Origin of the sequence: Streptomyces sp. NPDC059853, from assembly GCF_042731495.1 — a bacterium.
Taxonomy (GTDB): domain Bacteria; phylum Actinomycetota; class Actinomycetes; order Streptomycetales; family Streptomycetaceae; genus Streptomyces.
In genome coordinates, this window is the sequence record NZ_JBHWJL010000007.1 from 1 (window position 1) to 25765 (window position 25765).

Annotated in this window: 26 protein-coding genes; 16 read left to right on the forward strand and 10 right to left on the reverse strand. The window is 73.2% G+C overall.

Going from position 1 to position 25765, the window contains the following annotated elements; all coding sequences use genetic code 11:
• Window positions 1-124 precede the first annotated feature (124 nt).
• A complete protein-coding gene (locus ACFV5N_RS01435) occupies window positions 125-331 on the reverse strand; it encodes an acyl-CoA carboxylase subunit epsilon (RefSeq protein WP_385592486.1) in 207 nt (68 codons plus the stop codon).
• Window positions 332-366: 35 nt separating this feature from the next.
• Window positions 367-1965 carry an acyl-CoA carboxylase subunit beta gene (locus ACFV5N_RS01440; RefSeq protein WP_385592557.1) on the reverse strand — a complete coding sequence of 533 codons (1599 nt, stop codon included), beginning with the start codon at window positions 1963-1965 and terminating at the stop codon, window positions 367-369.
• A gap of 150 nt (window positions 1966-2115) precedes the next feature.
• Here ACFV5N_RS01440 and ACFV5N_RS01445 point away from each other — a divergent pair, with 150 nt between their 5' ends.
• The 6 genes from ACFV5N_RS01445 (at window position 2116) to hutH (ending at window position 8080) form a co-directional block, all read left to right on the forward strand.
• Window positions 2116-2973: a biotin--[acetyl-CoA-carboxylase] ligase gene (locus tag ACFV5N_RS01445; protein ID WP_385592488.1), complete on the forward strand. Its 858-nt coding sequence runs from the start codon at window positions 2116-2118 to the stop codon at window positions 2971-2973.
• A 165-nt stretch (window positions 2974-3138) separates the two neighbouring features.
• Window positions 3139-4206 carry an adenylate/guanylate cyclase domain-containing protein gene (locus ACFV5N_RS01450; RefSeq protein WP_385592490.1) on the forward strand — a complete coding sequence of 356 codons (1068 nt, stop codon included), beginning with the start codon at window positions 3139-3141 and terminating at the stop codon, window positions 4204-4206.
• 4 nt (window positions 4207-4210) lie between these two features.
• Entirely contained in the window at window positions 4211-5008 is a 798-nt protein-coding gene (locus ACFV5N_RS01455; RefSeq protein WP_385592492.1) for an enoyl-CoA hydratase/isomerase family protein, read from the forward strand.
• A 47-nt stretch (window positions 5009-5055) separates the two neighbouring features.
• Window positions 5056-5244, forward strand: a complete 189-nt coding sequence (locus ACFV5N_RS01460) for a DUF397 domain-containing protein (protein ID WP_385592559.1) — start codon at window positions 5056-5058, stop codon at window positions 5242-5244.
• A 90-nt stretch (window positions 5245-5334) separates the two neighbouring features.
• Complete coding sequence (locus tag ACFV5N_RS01465; protein WP_385592494.1) at window positions 5335-6435, forward strand: diguanylate cyclase domain-containing protein; 1101 nt, start codon at window positions 5335-5337, stop codon at window positions 6433-6435.
• 70 nt (window positions 6436-6505) lie between these two features.
• Complete coding sequence (gene hutH, locus ACFV5N_RS01470) at window positions 6506-8080, forward strand: histidine ammonia-lyase (RefSeq protein ID WP_385592496.1); 1575 nt, start codon at window positions 6506-6508, stop codon at window positions 8078-8080.
• A gap of 26 nt (window positions 8081-8106) precedes the next feature.
• On the opposite strand, the gene ACFV5N_RS01475 is transcribed toward hutH, so the two are convergent.
• A complete protein-coding gene (locus tag ACFV5N_RS01475; protein ID WP_385592498.1) occupies window positions 8107-8283 on the reverse strand; it encodes a hypothetical protein in 177 nt (58 codons plus the stop codon).
• Window positions 8284-8419: 136 nt separating this feature from the next.
• On the opposite strand from ACFV5N_RS01475, the gene ACFV5N_RS01480 reads away from it, so the two are divergent.
• The 3 genes from ACFV5N_RS01480 to ACFV5N_RS01490 all read left to right on the forward strand — a co-directional run bounded on the left by ACFV5N_RS01480 (window position 8420) and on the right by ACFV5N_RS01490 (window position 10595).
• Window positions 8420-8749 (forward strand): hypothetical protein, encoded by a 330-nt coding sequence (locus ACFV5N_RS01480; RefSeq protein ID WP_385592499.1) that lies wholly within the window; start codon window positions 8420-8422, stop codon window positions 8747-8749.
• A 168-nt stretch (window positions 8750-8917) separates the two neighbouring features.
• On the forward strand, window positions 8918-10177 hold the full coding sequence (locus ACFV5N_RS01485; protein ID WP_385592501.1) for an Ig-like domain-containing protein: 1260 nt from the start codon (window positions 8918-8920) through the stop codon (window positions 10175-10177).
• 82 nt (window positions 10178-10259) lie between these two features.
• Window positions 10260-10595 (forward strand): helix-turn-helix domain-containing protein, encoded by a 336-nt coding sequence (locus ACFV5N_RS01490; RefSeq protein WP_385592503.1) that lies wholly within the window; start codon window positions 10260-10262, stop codon window positions 10593-10595.
• Between the two features lie 13 nt (window positions 10596-10608).
• On the opposite strand, the gene ACFV5N_RS01495 is transcribed toward ACFV5N_RS01490, so the two are convergent.
• Both ACFV5N_RS01495 and ACFV5N_RS01500 read right to left on the reverse strand, forming a co-directional pair.
• The gene (locus ACFV5N_RS01495) at window positions 10609-11226 is read right to left on the reverse strand and encodes a ClpP family protease (RefSeq protein ID WP_385592505.1); all 618 of its coding nucleotides are present in this window, start codon (window positions 11224-11226) and stop codon (window positions 10609-10611) included.
• A 1-nt stretch (window position 11227) separates the two neighbouring features.
• The gene (locus ACFV5N_RS01500; RefSeq protein WP_385592507.1) at window positions 11228-11866 is read right to left on the reverse strand and encodes a ClpP family protease; all 639 of its coding nucleotides are present in this window, start codon (window positions 11864-11866) and stop codon (window positions 11228-11230) included.
• 197 nt (window positions 11867-12063) lie between these two features.
• Here ACFV5N_RS01500 and ACFV5N_RS01505 point away from each other — a divergent pair, with 197 nt between their 5' ends.
• On the forward strand, window positions 12064-12981 hold the full coding sequence (locus ACFV5N_RS01505; RefSeq protein WP_385592508.1) for a hypothetical protein: 918 nt from the start codon (window positions 12064-12066) through the stop codon (window positions 12979-12981).
• Window positions 12982-13271: 290 nt separating this feature from the next.
• Here the strand turns inward: ACFV5N_RS01505 and ACFV5N_RS01510 are convergent, their stop codons facing one another.
• Both ACFV5N_RS01510 and ACFV5N_RS01515 read right to left on the reverse strand, forming a co-directional pair.
• Window positions 13272-13403 carry a hypothetical protein gene (locus ACFV5N_RS01510; RefSeq protein WP_385592510.1) on the reverse strand — a complete coding sequence of 44 codons (132 nt, stop codon included), beginning with the start codon at window positions 13401-13403 and terminating at the stop codon, window positions 13272-13274.
• A 288-nt stretch (window positions 13404-13691) separates the two neighbouring features.
• Window positions 13692-14099 carry a hypothetical protein gene (locus ACFV5N_RS01515; RefSeq protein ID WP_385592512.1) on the reverse strand — a complete coding sequence of 136 codons (408 nt, stop codon included), beginning with the start codon at window positions 14097-14099 and terminating at the stop codon, window positions 13692-13694.
• Window positions 14100-14341: 242 nt separating this feature from the next.
• On the opposite strand from ACFV5N_RS01515, the gene ACFV5N_RS01520 reads away from it, so the two are divergent.
• The gene (locus tag ACFV5N_RS01520) at window positions 14342-14815 is read left to right on the forward strand and encodes a DUF5959 family protein (protein WP_385592514.1); all 474 of its coding nucleotides are present in this window, start codon (window positions 14342-14344) and stop codon (window positions 14813-14815) included.
• Between the two features lie 190 nt (window positions 14816-15005).
• On the opposite strand, the gene msrA is transcribed toward ACFV5N_RS01520, so the two are convergent.
• Both msrA and ACFV5N_RS01530 read right to left on the reverse strand, forming a co-directional pair.
• Window positions 15006-15668, reverse strand: coding sequence for a peptide-methionine (S)-S-oxide reductase MsrA (msrA, locus tag ACFV5N_RS01525; protein ID WP_385592516.1), 663 nt, complete (start codon window positions 15666-15668; stop codon window positions 15006-15008).
• A gap of 14 nt (window positions 15669-15682) precedes the next feature.
• The gene (locus tag ACFV5N_RS01530; RefSeq protein ID WP_385592518.1) at window positions 15683-16870 is read right to left on the reverse strand and encodes a hypothetical protein; all 1188 of its coding nucleotides are present in this window, start codon (window positions 16868-16870) and stop codon (window positions 15683-15685) included.
• 99 nt (window positions 16871-16969) lie between these two features.
• Here ACFV5N_RS01530 and ACFV5N_RS01535 point away from each other — a divergent pair, with 99 nt between their 5' ends.
• The gene (locus ACFV5N_RS01535) at window positions 16970-18124 is read left to right on the forward strand and encodes a cystathionine gamma-synthase (RefSeq protein ID WP_385592520.1); all 1155 of its coding nucleotides are present in this window, start codon (window positions 16970-16972) and stop codon (window positions 18122-18124) included.
• A gap of 30 nt (window positions 18125-18154) precedes the next feature.
• Here ACFV5N_RS01535 and ACFV5N_RS01540 read toward each other — a convergent pair whose 3' ends face one another.
• Window positions 18155-18649, reverse strand: coding sequence for a MarR family winged helix-turn-helix transcriptional regulator (locus ACFV5N_RS01540; RefSeq protein WP_385592522.1), 495 nt, complete (start codon window positions 18647-18649; stop codon window positions 18155-18157).
• A gap of 183 nt (window positions 18650-18832) precedes the next feature.
• On the opposite strand from ACFV5N_RS01540, the gene ilvA reads away from it, so the two are divergent.
• From ilvA to ACFV5N_RS01560, 4 genes are all read left to right on the forward strand, one after another.
• On the forward strand, window positions 18833-20056 hold the full coding sequence (ilvA, locus tag ACFV5N_RS01545; RefSeq protein WP_385592524.1) for a threonine ammonia-lyase: 1224 nt from the start codon (window positions 18833-18835) through the stop codon (window positions 20054-20056).
• 201 nt (window positions 20057-20257) lie between these two features.
• The gene (locus ACFV5N_RS01550; protein ID WP_385592525.1) at window positions 20258-21364 is read left to right on the forward strand and encodes an ATP-binding cassette domain-containing protein; all 1107 of its coding nucleotides are present in this window, start codon (window positions 20258-20260) and stop codon (window positions 21362-21364) included.
• Window positions 21361-22230, forward strand: coding sequence for an ABC transporter permease (locus ACFV5N_RS01555; protein WP_385592527.1), 870 nt, complete (start codon window positions 21361-21363; stop codon window positions 22228-22230). The genes ACFV5N_RS01550 and ACFV5N_RS01555 overlap by 4 nt, the downstream gene beginning before the upstream one ends.
• Window positions 22231-22403: 173 nt before the next feature.
• A complete protein-coding gene (locus ACFV5N_RS01560) occupies window positions 22404-25685 on the forward strand; it encodes a tetratricopeptide repeat protein (protein ID WP_385592529.1) in 3282 nt (1093 codons plus the stop codon).
• Window positions 25686-25765: the final 80 nt, after the last annotated feature.

The window sequence follows — 25765 nt, forward strand, 5'->3', positions numbered from 1 at the left end:
GCGCAGCATCGCGCGGGTGGTCCGGGCCTCCCGGGACGGCTCCTCGCGGCGCATGTCGGACCACAGCATCCTTCGATGGTCCCGCACGCGCGGCCCGGCCGCCTGAGTACGGCTACTCAGATCGTCACCCGCGCGGCCCGAACGCGGCCTGCCACGCGCCGGGCCCGGGCGCCGGAAGCGGGCGGCGCACCGCCTGGGCCGGGCCCGCCCACCGCTGGCGCGGTGCCTCGGCGGCGGTGGCACCGGCCGCCGCGGTGGCCCGCGCCTGCATCACGGCGACCGCCGCGGCCAGTTCCTCGGGGGTGGGATTGCCCCGGACGACACGGATCATGAGCGACTCCTCCTTCGGTTCCGCCGTTTCCCGGTCTACAGCGGGATGTTGCCGTGCTTCTTCGGCGGCAGCTGCTCCCGCTTGGTCCGCAGCGCCCGCAGGCCCCGCACGATGTGCCGCCGGGTGTCGGCCGGCATGATCACCGCGTCCACGTAGCCGCGTTCGGCGGCGACGTACGGGTTCAGCAGCGTGTCCTCGTACTCGGCGGTCAGCCGGGCCCGTTCCGCCTCCCGCTCGTCCTCGTCCTCCAGCGCGGCCAGCGTGCGCCGGTACAGGATGTTCACCGCGCCCTGCGCGCCCATCACCGCCACCTGCGCGGTGGGCCAGGCCAGGTTGAGGTCGGCGCCCAGGTGCTTGGAACCCATGACGTCGTAGGCGCCGCCGAACGCCTTGCGGGTGATCACGGTGATCAGCGGGACGGTGGCCTCGGCGTAGGCGTAGATCAGCTTGGCGCCGCGCCGGATGATGCCGCCGTACTCCTGGTCGGTGCCGGGCAGGAAGCCGGGCACGTCCACGAAGGTCAGCACCGGGATGTTGAACGCGTCGCAGGTGCGGACGAAGCGGGCGGCCTTCTCGGAGGCGTTGATGTCCAGGCAGCCGGCGAACTGGAGCGGCTGGTTGGCGACGACCCCGACCGGCCGGCCCTCGACGCGGCCGAAGCCGGTGATGATGTTGGGCGCGAAGAGCGGCTGCGTCTCCAGGAACTCCCGCTCGTCCAGCACCCCTTCGATGACCTGGTGCATGTCGTAGGGCTGGTTGGCGGAGTCCGGGACGAGCGTGTTGAGCTGCCGGTCGTCCTCGTCCGGCTCCAGGTCCGCCTCCTCCTCGGGGAAGGCGGGCGGCTCGGCGAGGTTGTTGGACGGCAGGTACGACAGCAGCGCCTTGACGTACTCGATGGCGTCCTTCTCGTCACCCGCCAGGTGGTGGGCGACACCGGAGACGGCGTTGTGGGTGCGGGCGCCGCCCAGTTCCTCGAAGCCGACGTCCTCCCCGGTGACCGTCTTGATCACATCGGGCCCTGTGATGAACATGTGCGAGGTCTGGTCGACCATCACCGTGAAGTCGGTGATCGCGGGGGAGTAGACGGCGCCGCCCGCGCACGGGCCCATGATGAGCGAGATCTGCGGGACGACACCGGAGCCGTGCACGTTGCGGCGGAAGATCTCGGCGAACAGGCCGAGCGCGGTGACGCCCTCCTGGATGCGGGCCCCGCCGCCGTCGTTGATGCCGATGATCGGGCAGCCGGTCTTCAGCGCCCAGTCCATGACCTTGACGATCTTCTCGCCGTACACCTCGCCCAGCGAGCCGCCGAAGACCGTGAAGTCCTGCGAGTAGACGGCCACCGGGCGGCCGTCGACCGTCCCGTAGCCGGTCACCACGCCGTCCCCGTACGGGCGGTTGCGTTCGATGCCGAAGGAGGTGGAGCGGTGCCGGGCGAACTCGTCCAGCTCGGTGAACGACCCCTCGTCCAGCAGCGCGAGCACCCGCTCGCGCGCGGTGCCCTTCCCCTTGGCGTGCTGCTTGGCCACCGCCCGGTCGGAGCCGGCGCGCACCGCCTCCGCCACCCGCAGCCGGAAGTCCTCGATCTTGCCCGCCGTGGTGTGCAGGTCGGGGCTGGTGTCCTGGGGCGGCAATTCGGGCACGGTGCACGGCTCCTACTCGTCCTCGGGTGGGCTACCGGAAAGTAGCGTATCCAGGGCGCGGCCGGGCCGGTGGTGCGGCGTGGATCACAGCGCGAACCGGCCAAAGATCGCGCGCCCCGCCGGGCGGCCTAGGGTGAGCCCATGACCCCTCCCCCCGGCCGCTGGTCCGATCTGGACCGGCCCCCGCTCGACGCCAGGGCCCTGCGCACCGCCCTCGTCCGCCCCACCTCCCTGTGGACCGGCCTCACGGTGGTCGAGTCCACCGGCTCCACCAACGCCGATCTCGCTGCGGCGGCGGCCTCCGGCGCGGCGGCGCCCGGCACCGTCCTCGTCGCCGAGGAGCAGGTGCGCGGCCGCGGCCGCCTCGACCGGCGATGGAACGCCCCGGCCCGCTCCGGCCTGTTCACCTCCGTGCTGCTCACCCCCGGCCACGACGTCCCGGCCGAACGCTGGGGCTGGCTGCCGCTGCTGGCCGGCGTCGCCGCCGTCACCGCGCTCAGCCCGGTCACCGAGGTGGAGACCGCCCTGAAGTGGCCCAACGACCTGCTGGTGACGGTGGACGGCGCGGAACGCAAGCTCGGCGGCATCCTCGCCGAACGGGTGACCCTGCCGGACGGCACGCCCGCCGTCGTCCTCGGCATGGGCGTGAACGTCTCGCTGCGCGCCGACGAGCTGCCGGTCCCGACCGCCGGCTCACTGCTGCTGGCGGGCGCCCGCACCACCGACCGCGATCCGCTGCTGCGCGCCCTGCTGCGCTCCCTCGCCGACTGGTACGGCCGCTGGACGGCGGCCGGGGGCGACGCGAGCGCCGCCGGACTCCTCCCGGCGTACGCGGCCTGCTGCGCGACGCTCGGCCGTACGGTGCGCGCCCTGCTGCCCGGCGGCGCCGAGGTGCGCGGCGAGGCGGTGGCCCTGGACGGCACCGGCCGGCTGGTGATCGCCGACGCCGACGGCGTACAGCGCCCCGTCGATGCGGCCGACATCGTGCACCTGCGGTGATCGCCCGGCAACGCCCCGCGTGACTTAGGGCACACCTGCCGTAGGGTTGTGCGATGGACAGCACGCGATGGGCGTGAGTGAGCAGGAACGGTAGGGCGGCGGCAGTGCGCAGCGGAGGGAACCCCATCCCGGTGGCGTTCGCGTGGGCCTGGGCGAGGGCGGGCAGTGACCGTGGCTGATGCGGAGGGCGCCCCGCCCGACGGGACCGGCGACGATACCATCGCGCTGCGCATCGAGCAGCTGATCATCGGGTCGGAACGGCAGTACACCCCGTTCCAGGCGGCGCGTGCCGCCGGGGTCTCGCTGGACCTGGGGACCCGGTTCTGGCGGGCGATGGGCTTCCCCGACGTGGGGCAGGCCAAGGTGCTCACCGAGGCGGACGTGCTGGCGCTGCGCCGGCTCGGCGGTCTGGTGGAGGCCGGGCTGCTGAGCGAGTCGATGGCGATCCAGGTGGCCAGGTCCACCGGGCAGACCACGGCCCGGCTGGCGGACTGGCAGATCGACTCCTTCCTGGAGGGCCTGATCGAGCCCCCCGAGCCGGGCATGACCCGCACCGAGGTGGCGTACCCGCTGGTGGAGCTGCTGCTGCCGGAGCTGGAGGAGTTCCTGGTGTACGTGTGGCGCCGTCAGCTGGCGGCGGCCACCGGCCGGGTGGTCCAGGCGCAGGACGACGCCGAGATGGTGGACCGGCGTCTCGCGGTGGGCTTCGCCGACCTGGTGGGCTTCACCCGGCTGACCCGGCGCCTGGAGGAGGAGGAGCTGGGCGAACTGGTGGAGGCGTTCGAGACCACCGCGGCCGACCAGGTCGCGGCGCAGGGCGGGCGGCTCATCAAGACACTGGGCGACGAGGTGCTGTTCGCGGCGGACGACGCGGGCACGGCGGCCGACATCGGGCTGCGGCTGGTGGAGACCCTGGGCGACGACCCGATGATGCCGGAGCTGCGGGTCGGCATCGCGTTCGGCACCGTGACGACGCGGATGGGCGACGTCTTCGGCAACACGGTGAACCTGGCGAGCCGGCTCACCTCGATAGCGCCGAAGGACATGGTGCTGGTGGACGGCGCCCTGCGGGACGAACTGACCTCGGCCGGGCTCGCCCCGGAGTCGGAGAAGACGGTGAGCGCGCGCGACGCGCGCGCCTACCGGTTCGCGCTCCAGCCGCTGTACCAGCGGCCGGTGCGCGGGCTGGGGATAGTGGAACCGTGGCTGCTGTCGAGACGAGGCGGGGAGTGAGCCGGTGAGGTACGGCGAGTGGGTGGAGGTCCGCCGGGACGCGGACACCGGGGTGGCGGAGCTGGTCCTGGACCGCGTCCCGGCGATGAACGCGGTCTCGACGGCGATGGCGCGCGGCATCGCGGACGCGTGCGCCGCGCTGGCGGCGGCACCCGCCCGGGAGGTCCGGGCGGTGGTGCTCAGCTCCACCCACGAGCGGGCGTTCTGCGTCGGCGCGGACCTCAAGGAGCGCAACGCGCTGAGCGACGCCGAGCTCGGCCGCCAGCGCCCGCTGGCGCGGGCCGCCTACACCGGCGTGCTCACCCTGCCGGTGCCGGTGATCGCGGCGGTGCACGGCTACGCGCTCGGCGGCGGCTTCGAACTGGCGCTCTCCTGCGATCTCATCGTGGCCGACCCCACGGCGGTGGTCGGGCTGCCGGAGGTGACGGTCGGGGTGATCCCGGGCGGCGGCGGCACCCAGCTGCTGCCGCGCCGGGTGGGTGCGGCGCGGGCGGCGGAGCTGGTGTTCACCGGCCGCCGGGTGGCGGCCGAGGAGGCGCTGTCGCTCGGCCTGATCGACCGGCTGACGGGGGAGGGCGAGGACCGCGCCGAGGCGCTGGCGCTCGCCTCCCGGATCGCGGCCAACTCCCCGGTCGGACTGCGTGCCGCCAAGCGCGCGCTGCGCTCCGGCTTCGGTCTCGACCTGCCCACCGGTCTTGAGGTGGAGGACGCGGCCTGGCGCACGGTGGCCTTCTCGGGCGACCGGGCGGAGGGCGTGGCGGCGTTCAACGAGAAGCGCGCCCCGGACTGGCCGGGGGAGTAGCCGGGCGGAGCTGTCCCCGACCCGACACGGAGGGCGGGGCGGTGGGCGTGGAGCGGCAGCAGGCCGTCAGGTGGCGCGGGAATGCGTACTCGCTGAAGGGCGACGCGCGGTGCGCGGAAGCGGCCCGGCTCCCGGGCGGCGCCGTCGGGGTCCGTGACTCCAAGCGGGACGACGGCCCGGTGCCGCGGTTTCCGCACCCGGCGTGGACGGTCTTCCCGGCCGCGGTCACCCGCTGAGGCGGGCCGCCGGCCGCCTCACCGGCGCCGTCCGCCGGGGTGGAGCAGGCCGCCGGGCGGTGCCCGGGCGGCGCGCATAGCCTGAGGCGCATGGACGCTTCCAGGGTGCGGGCCGTCGCCGCGCTGGTGGCCGCGATGGCCGGGGCGGTGCGCCTGCCGGAGGTGGCGCGGGCGGCGGCGGAGGGCGCGCGGACGGCGCTCGACGGGTCGTTCGCGGCGCTGTCCGTCTGGGAGCGCGAGCGCGGCCGGCTGCGGGTGCTGGTGAACACCGGGCGGCTGGTGGCCGGCGAGGAGGAGTTCCCGGCGGACGAGTCGTACGCCGTGCGGGACTTCCCGGAGATCGCGCTCGCCTCCCCGCGCGAACCCCGGGCCTGGGTGGAGGACGCCGGCGGCCCCCGGCGCGGGGCGGCGCTGCGCCGGCAGGGCCGGGGCTGCTGTGTGGCGGCCCCGGTGGTGCTGGCCGACCGTGCCTGGGGCGAGCTGTATGTGGCGCGGGACGCCGGGGCGGCGGTGTTCACACCGGACGAGGCGGAGTTCGCGGCCGTCCTCGCCTCGGTCACGGCCACCGGGCTCGCCCAGCACGAGCGGCTGGAGCGGGTGCGGCGGCTGGCGTTCACCGATCCGCTGACCGGGCTCGGCAACCGCCGGGCGGTCGACGAACGCCTGGCGGAGGCGGTGGCGGCGCACCGGGCGGGCGGCGAGCCGCTGGTGCTGGTGGTCTGCGACGTCAACGGCCTGAAGAAGGTGAACGACACCTACGGGCACGCCGCCGGGGACCGGCTGCTGGAACGGTTCGGGCGGCTGCTGTCGCTGTGCGCCGCCGCGTTCCCCGGGGCGCTCGCGGCCCGGCTCGGCGGGGACGAGTTCGCCCTGGTGGTCACCGGCCACCCGGACACCGAGGTGGAGGCGGCGGCCTGGGGGCTGTGCCGGGGGGCCGCGGATCTCGCGCTCGGCGAGGGGGTGGCCTGCGGCATCGCCGGTACCGGTGAGGGCGTGGGACCGCCGCCCACCGCGCGGCGGCTGTTCCGGCTGGCGGACGCCGCCCAGTACCGGGCCAAGACCACCCACGCGCCGGGCCCGGTGGTGGCCGGGCGCGGCGCCGAGGGCCGGGCGGCGCTGCGGATGGCGGACGCGCCGCCGGTGGACGTGCCCGGTGAGCCCGAACGGCGCAGGTTCCGGGGGCGGGAGTGACCCGGCGCCGTACGTCCGCTTCCGGCCCCCTCTGTGACGGTTACCAATTCACTCTTTAGGCTCTGTGAATATGGCTATGCACTCCCTCGTGGTCGGCCCCTCCGGCACCACCCCCGCCGACGTCCTCGCCGTCGCCCGGCACGGCGCCCGCGTCGAACTCTCCCCCGCCGCCCGGACCGCGATGGCCACCGCCCGCGCCGCCGTGGAGGACCTCGCGGCCCGCCCCGACCCCGTCTACGGCGTCTCCACCGGCTTCGGCGCCCTCGCCGTCCGCCACATCAGCCCCGGACTGCGCGCCCGTCTCCAGCGCAACATCGTCCGCTCGCACGCCGCCGGGATGGGCCCGCGCGTGGAGCGCGAGGTGGTCAGGGCACTGATGTTCCTGCGGCTCAAGACCCTCGCCTCCGGCCATACCGGGGTACGGCCGGAGGTCGCCGACACCATGGCCGCCGTCCTCAACGCCGGCATCACCCCCGTCGTCCACGAGTACGGATCGCTCGGCTGCTCCGGCGACCTCGCGCCGCTGTCGCACTGCGCCCTCACCCTCATGGGCGAGGGCGAGGCCGAGGGCCCCGACGGCCGGATCCGGCCCGCCGCCGAACTCCTCGCCGAACACGGCATCAGCCCCGTCACCCTGCGCGAGAAGGAAGGTCTTGCGCTCCTCAACGGCACCGACGGCATGCTCGGCATGCTGCTGATGGCCTGCGCCGACCTGGCCGGCCTCTTCACCGCCGCCGACATCACCGCCGCCCTCACCCTGGAGGCGCTGCTCGGCACCGACCGGGTGCTCGCCCCCGAACTGCACGCCATCCGCCCGCACCCGGGACAGGCCGTCAGCGCCGCCAACATGTTGCGCGTCCTGGCCGGCTCCGGCCTCACCGGCCACCACCAGGACGACGCCCCGCGCGTCCAGGACGCCTACTCGGTGCGCTGCGCCCCGCAGGTCACCGGCGCCGGACGGGACACCCTGGAGCACGCCCAGCGGGTCGCCGGGTACGAACTGGCCGCCGCCGTCGACAACCCCGTCGTCGTCCCGGCGGCCGGCGGCCGGCCCGCCCGCGTGGAGTCCAACGGCAACTTCCACGGCGCGCCGCTCGGCTACGTCCTGGACTTCCTCGCCATCGCCGTCGCCGACCTCGCCTCCATCGCCGAACGCCGCACCGACCGGCTGCTGGACAAGAACCGCTCGCACGGCCTGCCGCCGTTCCTCGCCGGCGACGCGGGCGTGGACTCCGGGCTGATGATCGCCCAGTACACGCAGGCCGCGCTCGTCAGCGAACTGAAGCGGCTGGCCGTACCCGCCTCGGTGGACTCGATCCCGTCCTCCGCGATGCAGGAGGACCACGTCTCGATGGGCTGGTCGGCGGCCCGCAAGCTGCGGACGGCGGTGGCGGGGCTGACCCGGGTGATCGCGGTGGAACTGTGCGCGGCGACCCGCGCCCTGGAACTGCGCGAGGGGTCGGCCGCCCGGGGACTGCGCGCAGGACCGGCCGCCCGCGCCGTCCTGGAGGCGGTCCGCGCGGCCGGGGTCGGCGGGGCGGGCGAGGACCGCTATCTGGCGCCCGACCTGGCGGCGGCGGAGGAGTTCGTCCGCGACGGCTCGCTGGTGGCGGCCGCCGAGTCGGTCACCGGACCGCTCGGCTGACCCGCCCCGCGGCCGCAGGACACGGTCTACTCCTCGGCGGACACCTGGTGCTCGCTGACGGCGTCGTTGCCCACCGCGTCCTCGCCGCCGGGCTCGCTCCCGGCGTGCGCGGTGGGCATCAGCCAGACCAGGCCCAGTACGGCCGCGGCGACGAGGCCGGTGATCAGCGGCTGGTTGGTGGAGGTGGCACGGTGCTCGGCCATGGGGGCCTCCTGGGGACGGAGCGGGGAGAGCGGGGTGGGGGGTGAAGCGGTGGCTGGGGTGGTGCCGAGAGCGATGTTAGGCGCCCATGCGGGTCGCGGGGAAGAGCTGTCCGAGGGGGCGGTTACTCTCCGTGTCATGAGTAGCAGCGAAGAGATGGACCCGCTCGCGGCCGAGGCGGCGCGCCACGTCCGGGTCCGGGTGGACATGGTGCTGGAGCTGACGGACGCGGACGAGGTGATCCGGGCCGCCTGGGCACGGATCCACGGGGACGAGCAGATGCCGGAGATGGAGCGGCGGCAGGCCGCGGACGCGGTCGCGCAGGACCCGGCCGAGGCCATCGCCTACCTGCTCGACCCGGTGGACCTGGTGGCCGAGGTGCCGGGGGTGGAGCTGGCGCAGGCGTCCTGGAGCAGTGAGCTGGCGGAGTACGATCCGGAGGAGACGTGGGACAGTGACGATGAATAGGACAAAGATTCCCTAAAAGGGGGAACGGTTCGAACGCCGCCCGCGTTGTCACGCGAGATGCCCGGACGTATGAGTCCGAAGGTGTCCTTTTCCGCGCGAACCAAAGCAACGCGATGCCGCCAGGGGCCGCCGTCACCAGGGGCCACGGCGGGGATGGAGTAGCTGACCATGAGGGACGGCATGCGGCGCAGGGGCGCCGCCGGTGCGGCGGTGCTGCTGTCCGGAGTGCTCGCTCTGGGCGCCTGCAGTCTGCACGGCGGCGACGGCGACGGGGCGGGCGACGGGAAGGGCGCCCAGCCGACGGCCTCGCAGAGCGACGCCGCCTCGGCCGACACCTCGGCGGCGGACATCTCCATCACCCCCGGCGACATGGCGGACAACGTCGGCATCACCGACAGTGTCGCCGTAAGTGTGACGGATGGCACACTCGACACCGTCACCATGAGGGCCACCGACAGCGACACCGAGGTGCCCGGCACCATATCCGCCGACGGCACCGGCTGGACGCCCGACGGCCAGCTCTCGCGGGCCACCCGCTACGAGCTGGTCGTCCAGGCCAGCGACGGCCAGGGCCGCAAGGCGCACGAAACCGCCACCTTCACCACCGTCTCCCCGGACAACAGCTTCATCGGCAACTTCACCCCCGAGGACAACTCCACGGTCGGCGTCGGCATGCCCATCTCGCTGAACTTCGACAAGGAGATCACCAACAAGGCCGCCGTCGAGGCCGCCGTCGACATCAACACCAGCAGCGGACAGGACGTCGTCGGACACTGGTTCGGCGACAAGCGCCTCGACTTCCGCCCGCAGAACTACTGGCAGGCCGACACCCACGTCACCGTCACCCTGGACTTCAACGGCCTCGAAGGCGCCCCCGGCATCACCGGCGTCCAGGACCGCACGTTCAGCTTCGACGTCGGCCGCTCCCAGATCAGCACCGTCGACGCCAAGACCCACCAGATGACGGTGGTCCGCGACGGCCGGACCCTGCGCACCGTGCCGATCTCCGCCGGCAGCGACGAGAACCCCACCTACAACGGCGCGATGGTGATCTCCGAGAAGTTCGACGAGACCCGCATGAACGGCGCCACCGTCGGATTCACCGACGACGACGGCAAGGGCGAGTACGACATCCCGGACGTGCCGCACGCCATGCGGCTCTCCACCTCCGGCACCTTCATCCACGGCAACTACTGGAGCGCGCCCGAGATCTTCGGCTCCACCAACACCAGCCACGGCTGCGTCGGGCTCGCCGACGTCCAGGGCGCGGGCGACCCCGGGCAGGACGCCGCCTGGTTCTACGACGAGTCCCTGCTCGGCGACGTGGTCATCGTCGTCAACTCCCCCGACCAGACCATCCAGCCCGACAACGGCCTCAACGGCTGGAACATGGCCTGGGACGAATGGCAGGCCGGCAGCGCGCTGTAACACCCCCCGGCGGCGGCGGATTTCGCGCCGGGCGGAACCCCGCGGGGGTGCTCGCCCGGCGCTCGCCTCCTACGCTGAGGAGATGACCAGCCACCCGCACCACCCGGCCGGCGAGCCCCTGTGGCGGCACCTCATCGGCGAGGTCCTGCGCCGCGAGCGGCTGGCCCAGCGGCGCACCCTCAAGGACGTGGCCGAGGCCGCCCGGATCTCCATGCCCTACCTCTCCGAGCTGGAACGCGGCCGCAAGGAAGCCTCCTCCGAGATCCTCGCCGCCGCCGCCCGCGCCCTCGGCCTCACCCTCGCCGACCTGCTGGCCCTCGCCCACCGGGAACTGGCCGGCCCACCACGGGTCACCTCCCTCACCCGGCCGGCCGCCCCCGTACGGCAGGCCGGCCAGACGCTGCTGCTGGCCGCCTGACCCCTTCCGGTGCTCAGGTGGCGGTCACCATCGCCGCCGCGTCGCGCCGGGACAGCACCTGGTCGGCCAGCCCGTACGCGACCGCCTCCTGCGCCGTGAACACCCGGTCCCGGTCCAGATCCGCCCGCAGCCGCGCCACCGCGTGCCCGGTGTGGCGGGCCAGCACCTCCTCCACCTGCGAGCGGATCCGCACCATCTCCTTGGCCTCCAGGCTCAGATCGGAGATCGTGCCCCGCCGCCCCGCGCTGGCCGGCTGCCCCAGCAGCACCCGCGCGTGCTCCAGCACCACCCGCCGACCCGGCTCCCCGCCCGCCAGCAGCACCGCCGCCGTGGAGGCCGCCTGCCCGACGCAGAACGTGGACACCGGCGCGGTGATGAAGCTCATCGTGTCGTAGAGGGCCATCAGCGAGGTGTACGAGCCACCCGGCGAATTGATGTACAGCGAGATCTCCTGCTCCGGCGCCGCCGCCTCCAGATGGAACAGCTGCGCGATCACCACATTGGCGACCCCGTCGTCGATCTCGGTGCCCAGGAAGATGACCCGCTCGGACAGCAACCGGCTGTACACGTCGTACGCCCGCTCCCCGTTCGGCGTCCGCTCGACCACGGTCGGAATCGTGTACTGCCCCATCTCAGAACCCCGCCTTCCGCGACCCGCCGGCCGGCCGCACCTCGGCGAGCGAGGCCACCACCCGGTCCACCATCCCGTACTCCAGCGCCTCCCGCGCCGTGAACCACCGGTCCCGGTCCCCGTCCCGGCGGATGGTCTCCTCGCTCTGCCCGGTGTGCTCGGCGATGATCCGCTCCATCGTCCGCTGGGTGTGCTCCAGGTTCTCCGCCTGGATCGCGACATCGGCGGCGGTCCCCCCGATACCCGCCGACCCCTGGTGCATCATGATCCGCGTGTGCGGCAGGGCGTACCGCTTCCCCGCCGTGCCCACGGTCAGCAGCACCTGCCCCATGCTCGCGGCGAACCCCACGGCCAGCGTGGCCACGTCATTGGGGATCATCCGCATCGTGTCGTAGATCCCGAGCCCCGCGTGCACCGAGCCGCCCGGGCTGTGGATGTACAGCAGGATCCCGGCCCGGGGATCCTCGGCGGCCAGCAGCAGCAACTGCGCGCACACCCGGTTCGCGGACGTCTCGTCGACCTGGGTCCCCAGCATGACGATCCGCTGGTCCAGCAACCGGTCGGCCAGCTGATCGTCGAACCGGGACGGCGCGGTATCGCCCTCCCCGGCCCACGGCCCCCTCGTACGCACCACGGACATCGGCCCTCCTCGGTGGAAAGCGGCGCCCTTCGCCGCACCCACCACCCACCATCGGCCGCCGCACCCGGCGAGGGGACCCTTCTCTGCCGCCCGCAGATTCGCCGACGGCAGAGGGCGCCTGCCGGTCGCCCTCTGTCAGTCCCCAGGCGTAGATTGCCCGCCATCAGAGCTGATCGCCCGCCCGGAGGACTCGACCTGTGCCCCGCGTGATTCCCGACCCTCCGTACGACCTGGCCCGGCTCATACCGGAGTTCGCGCTTCTGGCCATGGAGACGGTCCTGCTCTACCCCCGGAGTGGGGAGCCCGGTGCCCGGGACAGTTCCCTGGGCGGCCCGCTGTGCTGGCCCGCCGACGAACCCTGGCCGTACTGCACCCGCTCCGGGCACTGGACCCGCGGCGATGTCGGCGGTTCATGGAAGGAGTCGAAGCCCGGGGCGGTGCCGATGGTTCCGGTGATCCAGCTCTTCGCCCGGGATGCTCCCTGGCTGGAATTCCCTGAGGGCAAGGACCTGGCGCAACTGGTCTGGTGCCCTCTTGCCCATGACGAGGAACCCGGCGGGTCCGTGGTACCCCGGCTCTACTGGCGTGACGAAGCCGAGACCGCCGCACGCGGGACACTGCCCGGCGCTCCCGCCCCCGCCGAGGGTGAGTACGACGCGGATCTGGTGCCCCGTCCCTGCACGGTCAGCCCGACCCCGGCGGTCGAGTACCCCGGCTACGACCTTCCCGACGCGCTGCTGACCGCGCTGGCTCCGCGTCTCGAAGAGCTGCAGGAGCGCTTCGGGTTCTGGTACACGGAGGTGGCGAGCGCCCTGCAGAACAAGGCCGGTGGCTATCCCGCCTGGACCCAGGAACCCGACTGGCCGCACTGCGGCGCGGGCCACCGCATGGAGCATCTGTTCAGCATCACCGCCGAGGTGGCCTACGGTCGCTGGCTGCCGCTGGACGAGCACGAACCCGGTACGGAACCGCCGGCCTGGGACGCACCGGCCCGCTCCGACCTCGCCGACGCCATCGGCCCGGACCTGATGATCGGCGACGCCGGAGGCATCTACCTCTTCCTGTGCCGCCGGTGCCCCGATCTCCCGTACGCCCACCGCTCCGACAGCCACTGACCGGCCGGCCCGGACACCGCCGTGCTCCGTCGGAGCGCCCCCCGAATACACCATGCGCACCGGGGGACGCCGTCGGTCAGCCGGACCACACCCGTACCGCCCGGAGCCGGAGATCATCCTCGGACACAAGGCCGCCCCCAATGCGACCGATAACTGCCTTACGGCGTCAGCCGCGTCCGCCACCCATCGAGACAGGGGACGCCGACTCTGGCAGCCGCTCCACCCGCTGATGCCTGATGCCCGCGATCACCGGTCAGCGATGGCACTCGCAAGGGGACCGGACTGACCCCTCATGAGTCGGCACCCCGCTCCAGGTCGTAGTAAGGGTTGCCGGGCGCGGGAACGACCCGCCAGAACCACTCGGTGAACAGCTTGAACTGGCGATGGGAGGGGTTGAGCCCGGTGTGCTTGACTGCCCACATCTCCACCGGCAAGGGAAATGGCTGTAAGTGTGATGCAATAATGCTGCACAGTGCAAGGGAAGATGCTCGCTGGCGTTCCGGAAGATTTAAATCGGTGCCGCTATTTCCGGATATCGAGGCGTTCTTTAATGGCGGATTCATGGTCCCACGGAATACATGAGCGTTGGGAGATGTCGCGGTCGGCCGTGCGCTTGGGCGAGTCCTGTGGGGCAGGAGATGCCCAGTTGGCACCAGCCGGGGCACCCAGACTGAGACCGCTGCCTGAGCTGGTGTCTGGCCGCTCCGCGATTACCCGGCCACCCCGGGGAAGAGGGCGACGAGCCCGGACACGGCGCTGCCCAGCCCAGCCAAGGTCACGACGACCGTGGGGCCGTCGGAGAAGAGGCCGGAGAAGAACTCCCGAGCTCGGCGCCGGAAGATGAGCATCTTGAGCTTCTGCCAGCGATGTTGACGGACGTGGCAGCCCAGCAAGAGGCCGTACGCGTTGTTGTGGCAACCGTCGTCGTGGTTGCGGACAGGTGCTCCGCAGGTGACAGGTGCTTGGAAGAAGCACCACGTTGCGGTTGCCGCGGAGAGAGTGATGACCACGGCCGGGCCAGCCGCCTCGTTGATCCAGGCTGCGATCAGGAGGGCTCCCGTGAGGAGCCCCCACCAGCGACCCAAGCCCCCCAACTTGTCAGTCCCAGATTTCGCCATGCCCACAATGTGCGCTCCGCCATGTGGGGGTATGCGAAATCTGGGTGCTATGGCCGAAACTGTCTGATCGGGCCTGTCAGCCGTCTGCCGGGGCGATGCCCGTGGGGCAGTAGACGCCCCAGTTGGTCTCGAACGGGTCACCGAGCATGAGCCCGGTGCCGGCGAGTTGTTGTGTGACCACTCGGCTGTCAGTGCCCGGGCGTATGTTGCGAGCCAGGTGCGGTCGAGTGCGAGGAGGGGACATGGACGGTGTGGGGAAGGGGTTGGAACTCTTCCGGTTCGCCGATCAGGGTCAGAGCGTCGCAGTCGTGGTGCGGTGTGAGGAACCGCGGGTGGTGTCCGATGAGGCGTTCTACGACGCTGCCATCGTGCTGGAGAGTGACTTCATCCGTGGCCGGGTGCGTCTGGTGCTGTCGAGGGCGGATCTGGACGAGTGGGAGCGCTGTCTCAGTGAGTTGGAGGCCGGCGAGGGGATCGAGTGGCCCGGCCGTGACCGCACCGCGTGGGTGGACGTGATACCGGATGATCCCGTGCGGGTGACCGTGCGCGACGCACCGTCGACGGGGGTCGAGGTGTGTGTTCCCGTTGATGTCGCCGAGGGGTGGCTGGAGGAGAACCGGGGGCGGCTCAGGCGCCTTCGCGAGGTTCTCGGCGTTCTTTCCGGACGCCCGGCGCCGGACGGCGGTCACCGTACAGGCACGGAGCCCGCGGACTGATCACCGCATCGTGCCGGAGGTGTGGCGCCGTGGCCGCTGCCGGAACGGTGGTGTTGACCGATGACGTCCGGCGGTCCCCCGGGCCGGTACCGGGGGACGGAGCCGTCAGCTGACTGCCGGGGTGATGCCCATGGGGCGGGGGCTGCCCGTTGGTTTCGAACGGTTCCCCCGGCCCGCGAGCGGCGGGGCGTCAGCCCGCCTTGGCCACGCCGATCGGGCAGGACAGGCCCGTGCCGCCCAGGCCGCAGTAGCCGGCGGGGTTCTTGTCCAGGTACTGCTGGTGGTACAGCTCCGCCACGTAGAACGGGCGGTCGGCCGCCGGGAGGATCTCGGTGGTGATCGTGCCGTAGCCCGAGGACTCCAGGACCTTCTGGTACGCCGCCCGCGACTCCTCCGCCGCCTGCTGCTGCTCGGGGGAGTGGGTGTGGATCGCCGAGCGGTACTGGGTGCCCACGTCGTTGCCCTGGCGGAAGCCCTGGGTCGGGTCGTGCGACTCCCAGAACACCTTCAGCAGCTCCGCGTACGACACCCGCGACGGGTCGAAGACCACCCGCACCGTCTCGGTGTGCCCGGTCAGCCCGCTGCACACCTCCTCGTACGTCGGGTTCGGGGTGATCCCGCCCTGGTAGCCGACCAGCGTCGTCCACACGCCCTCGGTCTGCCAGAAGCGCCGCTCCGCGCCCCAGAAGCAGCCGAGCGCGAAGTCCGCCACCTCCAGGTGCTCCGGGTACGGGGGCGCCAGCGGGGTGTCCAGCACGGTGTGCCGGCCCGGGTCGGCGAGTATCGGCTCGGAGCGGCCGGGGAGGGCGTCCTCGGGGCCCGGCAGCCGGGTCTTGAAAGCGTTCAGCATCATCTGTCTTCTCTCTCCTACTGACGGGTGATCGCCAGCGCGCGGTACGCCGCGTACTCCTGTGCCGGGTGCGGCCCGTCCACCCAGGGGATCGCCCCCACATAACCGTCGACGGCCCGCACCTGTTCCGCCGCCTCCGCGTACCTCTCGGCGCGCACCAGGAAACACAGCAGCAGATGGCGCACGTGCGCCTCCACCGGGTGACCGGGCCGCACATGGTTCACCGCGAACTGCGCCGCCTCGATCGCGTCCCCGATCACCGCGCCCTGGTACATGCCGGAGGACAGCTGCACCTCGGGCAGGTGCTCGTACACCGCGAACAGCGGCAGCGCCGGCAGCAGGCTCCCCGCCGGGGCCGCGCCCGCCGCCGAGCGGGCGAAGCCCTCGGCGTCCTGGCGGGAGCCATGCCACTTCTCCGCGAAGTACGGCAGGGCCGCCAGATGCGCGCCCATGTGCTGCCGGTCGCGCTGGGTGACCTTCGCCCACAGGGCCTCGAAATCCGGCCGCCGGTAGCTGAGGCCCCGGGCGATGAACAGCTCCGTGATGTACGGGATCGGGTCGTCCGGCGCCAGCCGCGCCGCCTCGCCCGCGACCGTACGGGCCTCCTCCAGCACGATCCGGTGGTCGGCCGAACCGGTGTCGGACATCGCCTGCCACACCAGGAACTGCGCGTACACCTGCGCGCCGCCCACGTCCGCCGGCTCCTCCTGCCGCCAGCGGCGCAGCCAGCCCGCGTCGTGCCGGGGGGCCTCCTTGGACAGCGACAGCCGGCCGTCGGCGGGCGCCGGGGCGTCCTCGGCGGGCTGTCCGGAGGCGCGCCAGTGCGCCAGCTCCATGGCGGCGGCGCCCGCCAGGGACTGCACGCGCTGCCAGCGCAGCTCGCTGTCGTCCGTCATGGCCAGCAGCTGCCCCGCCGGACGCCAGTTCTGGGTGCGGCGGACCTCCTCCAGGGTGGTCACCAGCTCCGGGTCGGGCCCGGGCAGCCGCAGATCCAGCTGATCGACGGGGACGAGGCCCGTGTCGTGGTACGCCTCGTCGTCCCCGGAGCGGCCGCCGAAGGCGGGGCCGGGGCCCGGGGCGGGGCCGCCCGCCGTCCGCCGGGCGGCGGCTTCCAGCTCCTGGCGCTCCTTGCGCCGGCGCAGGGCGGGCATCACCACCACGCCGAAGATGGCGGTGATGGCGACGAGAAACAGAAGGACTTCCATGGCGGGCGGCTCCCCCGGACAGGATTTCGACGGTGCGGACAGCCTATGGCCCTTGTTGTGGCGGCCTGTCTCCACCGTACGGCCCATTACGGTGTACTCATGACTGAGCACGGGAGCAGGCAGCACTTCGAGACGCTCGCCATCCACGCGGGGCAGGAGCCCGACGCGGCCACCGGCGCGGTGGTGCCGCCCATCCACCAGGTGTCCACCTACAAGCAGGACGGGGTGGGCGGACTGCGCGGCGGCTACGAGTACAGCCGTTCGGCCAACCCGACCCGTACCGCCCTGGAGGAGAACCTCGCCGCCCTGGAGGGCGGCCGGCGCGGTCTCGCCTTCGCCTCGGGCCTGGCCGCCGAGGACTGCCTGCTGCGCACCCTGCTCAAGCCGGGCGATCACCTGGTGATCCCGGACGACGCGTACGGCGGCACGTTCCGGCTGATCGCCAAGGTCGTGGAGCGCTGGGGCGTGGCGTGGTCGGTGGCCAACACCTCGGACCCGGCGGCGGTGCGGGAGGCGGTGCGGCCCGAGACGAAGCTGATCTGGGTGGAGACGCCGTCCAACCCGCTGCTGGGCATCACCGACATCGCGCTGATCGCGGACATCGCCCGCTCGGCCGGCGCGCGCCTGGCGGTGGACAACACCTTCGCGAGCCCTTATCTCCAGCAGCCGCTGGCGCTGGGCGCGGATGTGGTGGTGCACTCGACCACCAAGTACATGGGCGGCCACTCGGACGTGGTCGGCGGCGCGCTGGTGACGGCGGACGAGGAGCTGGGCGCCGAGCTGGCGTACCACCAGAACGCCATGGGCGCGATCGCCGGCCCGTTCGACTCCTGGCTGGTGCTGCGCGGCATCAAGACGCTGGCGGTGCGGATGGACCGGCACAGTGCGAACGCGGCGCGGATCGTGGAGGCGCTGGAGGCGCACCCGAAGGTCACCCAGGTCTACTACCCGGGTCTGGCTTCGCACCCGGGGCACGAGGTCGCGGCCAAGCAGATGCGGGACTTCGGCGGGATGGTGTCCTTCCGGGTCGCGGGCGGTGAGGAGGAGGCCGTGGCGGTGTGCGACCGCACCAAGGTCTTCACGCTGGGCGAGTCGCTGGGCGGCGTCGAGTCGCTGATCGAGCACCCGGGGCGGATGACGCACGCCTCGGTGGCCGGGTCCGCGCTGGAGGTGCCGGCCGATCTGGTGCGGCTGTCGGTGGGGATCGAGGCGGCCGAGGACCTGCTGGCGGATCTGCGGCAGGCCCTGGCGTAACCGCGTGCCGGGCGGCGGGCCGCCGCACCGTCAGGTGGCCGGCCCGCCGCCCCCGCCGTGCCAGTGCGCCATGGCGGCGTTGAAGCGGTGCAGCAGCGCGTGGAACTGCGCGCGTTCCTCCTCGCTCCACTCCTGGGTGAGCAGCGCCATCAGCTCGCGGCGCGAGGAGCGGATCTCCTCCAGGCGGGCGCTGCCGCGCGGGGTGAGCTGGAGGACCACGGCCCGTCCGTCGTCGGGGTCGGCGGTACGGCGGACGAGGGCGGCCTCCACCAGGGGTGCCGCCTGCCGGGTGACGGTGGAGGAGTCGATGCCCATGCCGTGGGCGAGGGCCTTCACTCCGGTGGGCCCCTCCTGGTCGAGCCGGCTGAGCAGCAGGTAGGCGGCGCGGTCCATGGAGTTGCGGGCGGGGCCGAGGGCGCCGAGGCGGCTCTGCTCGGCGCGGCGGGCGAAGACGGCCACCTCGTGCTGGAGCCCGTCGAACAGTTCGCGGCCGTCGGCTGTCGGTGGTGTCGATTCAGACGTCATGTCTCGCGGGAGGTAGGGCGGGCAACGGCGGTACGGCGTCCGGGTGATGGGGTACGGGGGATGGCTCGCCGCACAGCGTACGCGGCCGTGCGCGCCGCGCGGGGCCCCGTGGCCGAGACCCGTCGTCCGATCCGGTACGGCACCGGGCGCGCCGGGCCGCCAAACGCCTGCCAGACTGGCGCTATGGCCACAAATCCCCCGGCCGGCGCGCCGAGTCCGGATGACATACGCGCCGCGCAGAAGGTGCTCACGGGTGTTTCGCGGGTGACGGCGATGGAGGGCAGCCGCTATCTGACCCAGCTGGTGGGCGCCCCCGTCCACTTCAAGTGCGAGAACCTCCAGCGCACCGGGTCGTTCAAGGTGCGCGGCGCGTATGTGCGCATCGCGGCGCTGTCGGAGGAGGAGCGGGCGCGCGGGGTGGTGGCGGCGAGCGCCGGGAACCACGCGCAGGGTGTGGCGCTCGCGGCGACGCTGCTGGGGGTGCGTTCGACGGTGTTCATGCCGGCGGGGGCGCCGCTGCCGAAGGTGGCGGCCACGCGGGAGTACGGGGCCGAGGTGCGGACGGCGGGGCAGGTGGTGGACGAGACGCTGGCGGCGGCGCGGGAGTACGCGGAGGCCACCGGCGCGGTGTTCATCCATCCGTTCGACCATCGGGATGTGGTGGCGGGGCAGGGCACGATCGGCCTGGAGATCCTGGAGCAGTGTCCCGAGGTGCGCACCGTGGTGGTGGGGATCGGCGGCGGGGGGCTGGCGGCGGGGGTGGCGCTGGCGGTGAAGTCGGTGCGGCCGGATGTGCGGGTGGTGGGGGTGCAGGCGGCGGGTGCGGCGGCGTATCCGCCGTCGCTGGCGGCCGGGCGGCCGGTGGCGCTGGAGTCGGTGGCGACGATGGCGGACGGGATGAAGGTGGGGCGGCCGGGGGAGGTGCCGTTCCGGATCATCGCGGAGCTGGTGGACGAGGTGCGCACCGTCTCCGAGGACGCGCTCTCCAGTGCGCTGCTGCTGTGTCTGGAGCGGGCGAAGCTGGTGGTGGAGCCGGCCGGGGCGGCGCCGGTGGCGGCGCTGCTGGCGGATCCGGAGGCGTTCGAGGGCCCGGTGGTGGCGGTGCTGTCGGGCGGGAACGTGGATCCGCTGGTGCTGCAGCGGACGCTTCAGCACGGGATGGCGGCGGCGGGGCGGTATCTCTCGCTGCGGGTGCGGCTGCCGGACCGGCCGGGGGTGCTGGCGCGGCTGCTGGGGGAGTTGTCGGAGGCGGACGCCAATGTGCTGGCGGTCAACCACACCAGGACGGATCCGCGGCTCGGGGTGAGCGAGGCCGAGGTCGAGCTGCAGCTGGAGACGCAGGGGCCGCGGCACTGTGCGGCGGTGGCGGCGGGGATCCGGGACGCCGGGTACCGGATCCTCGACTGAGCCGGGCCGGGCGGGCGGACGGTCGCGATCTGACGCGACTGTCCGCCGGTGTGATGTTCCAGCAGGTCAGAGCCGTGGTGTCGGGAGTTTTCCACAGGATGTCGCGAAGGACTTGCGATATATCGCGTTCCCCGTAAAACTGGCGGAGTCGCCCGGCCGGGGCGACGCTGAACGTCGGCCACCGAACACGGGGAGACCACAATGCCGGGCGCGATTTACGCCGAGGGGCTGGTGAAGACCTTCGGCGATGTCAGAGCACTGGACGGCGTCGACTTCGACGTGCCGGAGGGCACCGTGCTGGGGCTGCTCGGGCCCAACGGGGCGGGCAAGACCACCGCCGTCCGGGTGCTCACCACACTGCTGCGGGCCGACAGCGGCCGGGCCGAGGTGGCCGGGCTCGATGTCGCCACCCATCCCAACGAGGTACGCCGCGCGATCGGCCTCTCCGGCCAGTTCGCCGCCGTGGACGACTATCTGACCGGCCGGGAGAACCTCCAGATGGTGGGGCAGCTCTACCAGCTGCCGGCCCGCGAGGCGAAGGCCCGCGCCGGGGATCTGCTGGAGCGGTTCAACCTCGCCGACGCCGGAGACCGCACCGCCCGCACCTACTCCGGCGGGATGCGGCGCCGGCTCGACCTGGCCGCCTCGCTGGTGGTCAGCCCGCCGGTGATGTTCATGGACGAGCCGACCACCGGCCTCGACCCGCACAACCGGCAGGCACTGTGGGAGCTGATCAAGGAGCTGGTGGCGGGCGGTACCACCCTGCTGCTCACCACCCAGTACCTGGAGGAAGCCGACCACCTCGCGGACACCATCGCCGTCGTGGACCAGGGCCGGGTCATCGCGCGCGGCACCTCCGACGAGCTGAAGACCCGCAGCGGCGGCGACGTCATCGAGCTGGTCGTGCACGACCGGGCCCGTATCCCGGAGGCCCAGGACATCCTGCGCCGGCTGGGCGAGGGCGAGCCGGGGCTGGTGGCGCACACCCGGCGGCTGACCGTGCCGGCCACCGGCGGGGCCAAGCTGCTGGCCGAGGTCATCCGGGAACTCGACGGCCGCGCCATCGAGATCGACGACATCGGACTGCGCCGGCCCACCCTGGACGACGTGTTCATCTCGCTGACCGGGCACAGCGCCGAGTTCGACGAGCTGAACGGCGCGGGGAACCGCGACGGCGGCGGCGACCAAGGCCCGGGCGGCGGCGGTACGGAATCCCCGGGCGGCCCTGATCCCGGCCGCCCCGGCCGCCCCGGCCGCACCGGCTCCGACCGGGCCCGGAACGACGACCGGCAGGAGGGCGCGGCATGAGCATCGACACCCGGCGCGCGCCGTCCCCGCCCCCGGCCCCCGCGGGCGGCCGCATCACCCTCCGGCAGAACCTCCGCGACTCCCTGGTCGTCGCCAAGCGCAATCTCCTGCGCATGCTGCGCATCCCCGAAACGGTCGTGTTCGGGCTCATCCAGCCGATCATGTTCGTGGTGCTGTTCGCCTACGTCTTCGGCGGCTCCATCAGCATCCCCGGGGCCGGGCTCAGCGCCACCGCCTACCGCGAGTTCCTCATGGGCGGCATCTTCGCCCAGACCGTCACCTTCGCCACCGCGGGTGCCGCCGCCGGCATCGCCGAGGACATGCAGAAGGGCATCATCGACCGGTTCCGGTCGCTGCCCATGGCCCGCGGCGCCGTCCTCACCGGCCGCACCTTCGCCGACCTGGCGCAGACCGCCGTCATCCTCGTCGTCCTCGCCGTCGTCGCCTTCCTGGTCGGCTGGCGCATCCACGAGGGGCCGCTGCGGGCCCTGGCCGCCTTCGGACTGCTGCTCCTGCTCGGCTACGCCTTCACCTGGATCGGCGCCCTCATCGGCCTCTCGGTGCGTACCCCCGAGGCCGCCACCTCCGGCGGGCTGGTGTGGCTCTTCCCGCTGACCTTCATCTCGGTCGCCTTCGTCCCCTCCGAGAACATGCCCGGCTGGCTCCAGCCCGTCGCCGAGTGGAACCCGTTCAGCGCCACCGTGCTCGCCGTACGCGACCTGTTCGGCAACCTGCCGCCCGACTACCGGGCACCCGATGTCTGGCCCATGCAGCACCCGGCCGTCGCGTCCATCCTGTGGTCCGTGCTGATCATTGTGATCTTCCGCACCCTCGCCGTCCGCAAATACCAGCGCGCCACCGGCTGAGACCGCCACCGGGCCCGCATCGCACGGCGAAACCCGCCGGGCCCGGGGGCAGTTGCCGCACACCCCGCCCGCCGCCCAACGGCACGGTTTGGCCAAGAACCGCGTGAGGCGGCGGGCGCGGGGAAGGCGTCTGAGGGTGTGTCTGGACGGCGGACACCACGGGAGGGGGACACATGACGACACAGCTGGTACTGACCCAGGAGCACCGGGCGGAGATCGACCGGCTGCTGGTACGCGCCGCGGAGGAAGAGGTACGCCGCTCCGACGGCCGCGTCGACGGAAGACAACTGCTGCAGCGGGCCCGCAGCACCATCGAGGAGATCCACCGGCCCGCCCTGGAGGAGTACGCCGTCTACCGGCGGGCCGCCGAGGAAGCCTCCCCCGGCAAGCTCAGCGACCGCTTCCGGCTCCAGGCGCTCGGCGGCGCCCTGGCGGCCACCATCGCCGCCTCCATCGCCGTCCTCATCCTGATCGGCGGCAGCGAGCTGGCCACCTCCGTGGCCTTCATCGACGCCGTCGTCGTCATCGCCGCCGGCATCCTCGGCTACGCCCTGTACGCCGTCCTGGCCCACCAGTGGGCCGTCCAGCGGCACGCCGGCGACCGGCACCAGCCCGGCGGTGTCGAGGCACTGCGCCTGGAATGGCTCACCGCCGTCGAGGTCCGCGGTATCCGCCCCTACCTCGACCAGCAGCGCGCCCTCGCCCCGCACCGCGACAGCGCCGTCCCCGAGCAGCGCGACCCGCGCCGCGCCCCGCAGCAGCAGCGCCGCCCCGACCGCAGCGCGGCCGCCAGAACCCGGGCCGTCCTCGCCAAGTCCTTCGGCCGGCTCCCCGAGCCGGGCCACCCCTTCATCGGGCGCCGTCGCCACCTCACCCAGATCACCCAGTGGGTCAACCGCGACCGGGCCCGCACCGACACCCGCCCCACCGTCGTCGTGCTCCACGGCCCCTCCGGCTCCGGACGCACCATGCTCGCCCGCTGGGCCGCCCACGAACTACGCGAACTCTTCCGCGGCGCCTGCCTGGTCGACCTGCGCGGCCAGAGCGTCGACCCGCTGCCCACCCGCGACGCCATCCTCCACCTGATGAACCGGCTCGGCGCCCCCCGCGACCAGCTGCTCTTCCGCGAAGGAGCCGGCCGCGAAGCCGACGCCGGCCAGCTGCGCCGGCTCGCCGAGCGCTACCACCAGCACCTGGCCGGCCTCCCGGTCGTCATCATCCTCGACGACGCCACCGACGCCGGGCAGGTCGCCACCCTCATCCCCGAACGCTCCGACTCCCTGGTCCTGGTCACCGCCGCCGAGCCGCTCGACCTCGACCCCGAGCTGCCCGCGTCCGTCCACCAGCTGCCCCTCGAAGCGCTCGACCCCACCAGCGCCGAAGAACTGCTGCGCGCCACCGTCACCGACGGTTCCACCCTCGCCACCGGCCCCGAAGCCCAGCACGAGTGGCGCCGCCTGGCCGACCTGTGCGACGGCCGCCCCCTGCTGCTCCAGCTCGCCGGCCCCAGCCTCACCCGGCGCACCCCCGCCCAGCTCGTCGAGGCACTCGAAGCCGCCACCCCCGAGGGCCCCGGCGGCGACCCCGCCGAACGCGTCCTGCGCAGCCGCTACACCGATCTGAGCGACCCGGCCCGCAAGCTGCTGCGCCGCCTCGCCCTGGCCGGCCGCGCCAGCCTCGGCGCCCGCGCCGCCGCCGCCCTGCTCGACGTCGGCCAGAAGGAGGGCGCCCAGCAACTCGAAGAGCTGAACCAGGCCGGCTTCGTCAGCCACGTGCGCGGCAGCCGCTACCGCCTCCACGACCTGGTGCGCCGCTTCGCCCGGGTCCGGCTCTTCGACGAGGAGAGCCACGAGGAGCGCTCGGCCGCCCAGGAACGCCTCATCCGCAGCTACGCCGAGCTGGCCGACACCGTGATCCGGCTCGTCGACGGCAAGACCTCCACCCGCGCCGACCTGCTGCCCGCCGCCGCGGGCGGGCACGGCTTCTCCTCGCTGGACTCCGCGCTGCGCTGGCTGGACGACGAGACCAGCTTCATCACCTCCACCCTCCGCTACGCCGACGAACGGGTGGACCGGCAGGCCGTCCAGCACCTGCTCGGCGCCCTGTGCGACTACTGCCTGCTGCGCGGTGACCTGTACCGGCTCGGCGAGCTGAACGAGCTGACCCAGGCCGTCAACCAGGGCCTGCTCACCCGCTCCGTGCAGTGGCGCACCGGTGTCGCCGCCCGCCAGCTCGGTGAGCTGGACAAGGCACGCTCCACCCTCTCCTCGGTGGTCTCCCTCTACCAGGAGGCGCAGAACAACGCCGGCACCGCCGCCGCCCTGCGCGACCTCGGCATCACCCTCCAGCACCAGGGCCAGCTGCCCGAGGCGCAGAGCAAGCTGCGCGAGGCGCTCGACCTCCAGCAGGCCCCGGAGCTGGCCGGTGACCGGGGCTGGACCCTGCACGCCCTGGCCGCCGTCGAACGCGAACGCGGCCGGCTCGGCTCCGCCCGCGGCATGCTCGCGGAAGCCCTGCGGCTGCACCAGAGCAGCGGCTCGGTGCACGGTGAGGCCTGGACCCGCTTCCAGCTCGGCCAGACCCTGCTGTGGGCGGGCCGCACCGCCGACGCGGAGCAGGAACTGCGCACCGCCCTCGACCTGTACGAACGCTCCCAGGACGTGCGCGGGGTGGCGTTCGCGACCACCGAGCTGGGCCTGGCCCGGCTGCACGACGGCGACGCCACCTCCGCCCAGGAACAGCTGCGCGCGGCCCTCGTCCAGCACCGGGAGACCGAGGACGCCCGCGGGGAGGCCTGGAGCCTGTACTACCTGGGGCAGGCCCAGGAGGAGGGTGGCGACCCGGAGGGCGCGCTGCGCTCGCTGGAGCAGGCGCGCACCATGTTCAGCCGGATGCGTGACGTCTACGGTCTCGCCTGGTCGCGGCACCACTCCGCGCGGCTGACCCGCGACATCCGCGCGCAGAGCACGGGCTCGCTGCGCAACTCGGGTTTCGCCCGGCAACTGCTCACCGACGCCCGCCGGGACTTCCAGCGGGCCGGGGTGGTGCACGGGGAGGCCTGGTCGGCGCTGGAGCTCGCGGTGATCGACGCGGGCAACGAGCGGGCCGGGCAGGCGCTGGAGCTGGCCGACGAGGCGCTGCGGCTGTTCACCGAGGGGTACGGGGACGGCGGCCCCGACCGGCGCGGCGCGGACTGGGCGCAGTTCCTGCGCTGCACGCTGCTGCCGCTGGCCTCACCGGGCGGCTCGGAGATCGGCGAGGCGGTGGCGCGGGAGGAGCTGGACGAGCTGCTGCGGGCGGAGCATCCGCTGCGCGACCCGCGGCTGACGGACGCGGCGTCCAGCTACGTCCTGATGCTGGAGCGGGGCCAGGGCCCCGAGTCGGGCTGGCCCGCCTGGCGGATGGGCATGGTGCCGCGGCGCGGCGCCCGGGACGTGCTGGGCGTACCCGCCTGACCGCCCGGCGCGCTGCCCGGGGCGGGAGGAGACGTGCGGTCCTGCGGGGGGAGCACCCCCGCGGTCCGCGCGGGGCCCGC

Bases quoted from the DNA above. Each gene is read 5' to 3' on its own strand.
- ACFV5N_RS01435 (WP_385592486.1), bottom strand. From the start codon at position 331: ATGATCCGTGTCGTCCGGGGCAATCCCACCCCCGAGGAACTGGCCGCG.
- ACFV5N_RS01445 (WP_385592488.1), top strand. From the start codon at position 2,116: ATGACCCCTCCCCCCGGCCGCTGGTCCGATCTGGACCGGCCCCCGCTC.
- ACFV5N_RS01465 (WP_385592494.1), top strand. From the start codon at position 5,335: ATGGACGCTTCCAGGGTGCGGGCCGTCGCCGCGCTGGTGGCCGCGATG.
- hutH (WP_385592496.1), top strand. From the start codon at position 6,506: ATGGCTATGCACTCCCTCGTGGTCGGCCCCTCCGGCACCACCCCCGCC.
- ACFV5N_RS01475 (WP_385592498.1), bottom strand. From the start codon at position 8,283: ATGGCCGAGCACCGTGCCACCTCCACCAACCAGCCGCTGATCACCGGC.
- ACFV5N_RS01480 (WP_385592499.1), top strand. From the start codon at position 8,420: ATGAGTAGCAGCGAAGAGATGGACCCGCTCGCGGCCGAGGCGGCGCGC.
- ACFV5N_RS01485 (WP_385592501.1), top strand. From the start codon at position 8,918: ATGAGGGACGGCATGCGGCGCAGGGGCGCCGCCGGTGCGGCGGTGCTG.
- ACFV5N_RS01490 (WP_385592503.1), top strand. From the start codon at position 10,260: ATGACCAGCCACCCGCACCACCCGGCCGGCGAGCCCCTGTGGCGGCAC.
- ACFV5N_RS01495 (WP_385592505.1), bottom strand. From the start codon at position 11,226: ATGGGGCAGTACACGATTCCGACCGTGGTCGAGCGGACGCCGAACGGG.
- ACFV5N_RS01500 (WP_385592507.1), bottom strand. From the start codon at position 11,866: ATGTCCGTGGTGCGTACGAGGGGGCCGTGGGCCGGGGAGGGCGATACC.
- ACFV5N_RS01510 (WP_385592510.1), bottom strand. From the start codon at position 13,403: ATGTGGGCAGTCAAGCACACCGGGCTCAACCCCTCCCATCGCCAGTTC.
- ACFV5N_RS01515 (WP_385592512.1), bottom strand. From the start codon at position 14,099: ATGGCGAAATCTGGGACTGACAAGTTGGGGGGCTTGGGTCGCTGGTGG.
- ACFV5N_RS01520 (WP_385592514.1), top strand. From the start codon at position 14,342: ATGGACGGTGTGGGGAAGGGGTTGGAACTCTTCCGGTTCGCCGATCAG.
- msrA (WP_385592516.1), bottom strand. From the start codon at position 15,668: ATGATGCTGAACGCTTTCAAGACCCGGCTGCCGGGCCCCGAGGACGCC.
- ACFV5N_RS01530 (WP_385592518.1), bottom strand. From the start codon at position 16,870: ATGGAAGTCCTTCTGTTTCTCGTCGCCATCACCGCCATCTTCGGCGTG.
- ACFV5N_RS01535 (WP_385592520.1), top strand. From the start codon at position 16,970: ATGACTGAGCACGGGAGCAGGCAGCACTTCGAGACGCTCGCCATCCAC.
- ACFV5N_RS01540 (WP_385592522.1), bottom strand. From the start codon at position 18,649: ATGACGTCTGAATCGACACCACCGACAGCCGACGGCCGCGAACTGTTC.
- ilvA (WP_385592524.1), top strand. From the start codon at position 18,833: ATGGCCACAAATCCCCCGGCCGGCGCGCCGAGTCCGGATGACATACGC.
- ACFV5N_RS01550 (WP_385592525.1), top strand. From the start codon at position 20,258: ATGCCGGGCGCGATTTACGCCGAGGGGCTGGTGAAGACCTTCGGCGAT.
- ACFV5N_RS01555 (WP_385592527.1), top strand. From the start codon at position 21,361: ATGAGCATCGACACCCGGCGCGCGCCGTCCCCGCCCCCGGCCCCCGCG.
- ACFV5N_RS01560 (WP_385592529.1), top strand. From the start codon at position 22,404: ATGACGACACAGCTGGTACTGACCCAGGAGCACCGGGCGGAGATCGAC.